Source organism: Pseudomonas sp. R62 (genome assembly GCF_000257605.1).
Classification (GTDB): Bacteria; Pseudomonadota; Gammaproteobacteria; order Pseudomonadales; family Pseudomonadaceae; genus Aquipseudomonas; species Aquipseudomonas atacamensis.
In genome coordinates, this window is record NZ_JH635998.1 from 1,411,753 (window position 1) to 1,413,609 (window position 1,857).

1 protein-coding gene is annotated in these 1,857 nt (G+C 65.2%); it reads left to right on the forward strand.

Translation table 11 applies throughout. The features are described 5' to 3' along the window. Positions 1 to 720: 720 nt before the first annotated feature. Positions 721 to 1,764 carry a methyl-accepting chemotaxis protein gene (locus OQK_RS31965; RefSeq protein WP_374190761.1) on the forward strand — a complete coding sequence of 348 codons (1,044 nt, stop codon included), beginning with the start codon at positions 721 to 723 and terminating at the stop codon, positions 1,762 to 1,764. The last annotated feature ends 93 nt before the right edge of the window (positions 1,765 to 1,857 follow it).

The following is a 1,857-nucleotide window of genomic DNA, read 5'->3' on the forward strand; positions in this document are numbered from 1 at the left end:
GCCAGCGGTGACGCGCTGCGCCTGAGCAGCGCCGCCCAGGCCATCGACAGCGTGCACAAGCAACTGGGTGAGCTGCCCCCGACGCTGGCCGACACCGTGCAGCCAAGTCTGGCGAACCTTGATGAATTCAGCAAAACCGACCTGCTCGCCGCCGGCAAACTGGCTGGCGATCCGCAGGCGCTGCTGTTGCAGGCCGAACGCGAACTCAGCGCCAGCCTCGACCAGCTCAACACCTACGCCAATGGCAACGCCGCCTACCTCTCACCACTGCTCGCCGCATCGCAGCATCTGGGCAAACTGTCGCTGGCGCGGGACAAACTGGTCAGCAGCGGGCGCAGTGAACTGGCCGCCGATGTCGAGCGTGAAGTGAGCAACATGCGCGCCCAGGCCCAGGCCATCGATGCCCTGCCCTTGCTTGGTGTGGTCGCCAGCAACGAATCGAGCAGTGACGATTTCGCCGCGCTGATGGGCATCGAAAACACTGATAAAGCCGCCGCCGAAGATGCCGGTGTCGCCCTTAAGCGCGAACTGAACAGCTTGCTTGGCCGCTATCCGGCGGAACTGGCGCGCACCCGCGAGCAGATCCAGAAACGCGCCGATCTCAGCGCCGCGACCCACGAAAAAATCGCCAGCGTGCAGCACGCCATCGCCGGCCTCGAACCGGTGGTGCGCGCGCAACACGGGCAGATCCAGGGTGAAGTACGCTTGATGCAAGGCGTGATGATCGGCCTGATTCTGCTGATCGCCCTGCTCATCGATACCTTGCAGCGGCGCCTGGCCCGCACCCTGACCAACCTCGCCCCGGCATTGTCGACCTGGGCCGAGGGCGATTTCAGTCGCGACATCCAACTGGGCAAGACCAATCGCGAGCTGCACGACATCGAAGCGTCGCTCAATCGCTTGCGCGCCTATCTAGTGGACCTGGTCGGCACCATTCGCGGCAACGCCGAGCAAGTCGCGGGCAGCAGCCGCACCCTTGCGGAACTGAGCAATGACCTGCACAGCGGCGCCGAGCATCAGGCCGGCGATACCGCGCTGATTCGCGACTCGCTGGGGGAACTCGAGGCGACGATTCAGCAAGTGGCCGGCGATGCCCGGCAGGCCGCGGACGCCAGCCGTCATGCCGGTCTGGCCGTCGAACATGGCCAGACGGTGATCGGCCAGAGCCTCACCGGGCTGCATGCTTTGGTCGGTGAAGTTCAAGGCAATGCGCAGATGATCGAACATCTGGCGGAAGAGTCGGCAACCATTGGCGGCGTGCTGACGGTGATTCGTTCGATTGCGGATCAGACCAATCTGCTCGCCCTGAATGCCGCGATCGAGGCGGCCCGCGCCGGGGAGATGGGCCGTGGTTTCGCCGTAGTCGCCGAGGAAGTGCGCTCGCTGGCACAACGTACCGCCGGGGCCACGGCAGAAATCCAGACGCTGATCGCCGGCCTGCAGACCGCCGCGCGGCAATCGGTCGAAGGCATGCGCGCGCAGGTCGAACACGCCGAAGCCACGGCCAGTCAGGCGCAAGCGGCCGACGGTGCACTGGACAAAATCGTCGGTGCGATCCAGACCATCGCCGACACCGCCGTGCGCATCGCCGATGTCACCGCGCAGCAAAGTGGCGCGGTCAGCGAGATCCGCGATCACAGCGAGCGCATTCATCAATTGGGTGGGGATAACCTGCTGCGCATCGGCCAGGGCCGCGAACAGGGCGAGAATCTGCTGATTCTCGGCGGCCAATTGCATACGGCCGTTCAGGCCTTCCGCGTCTGACACACCACCTTCGCGAGCAGGCTCGCTCCCACTTGGGAATGCATGCCCCTGTGGGAGCGAGCCTGCTCGCGAAGAGGCCCTTGCCAACATCGC

Bases quoted from the DNA above. Each gene is read 5' to 3' on its own strand.
- OQK_RS31965 (WP_374190761.1), top strand. From the start codon at position 721: ATGATCGGCCTGATTCTGCTGATCGCCCTGCTCATCGATACCTTGCAG.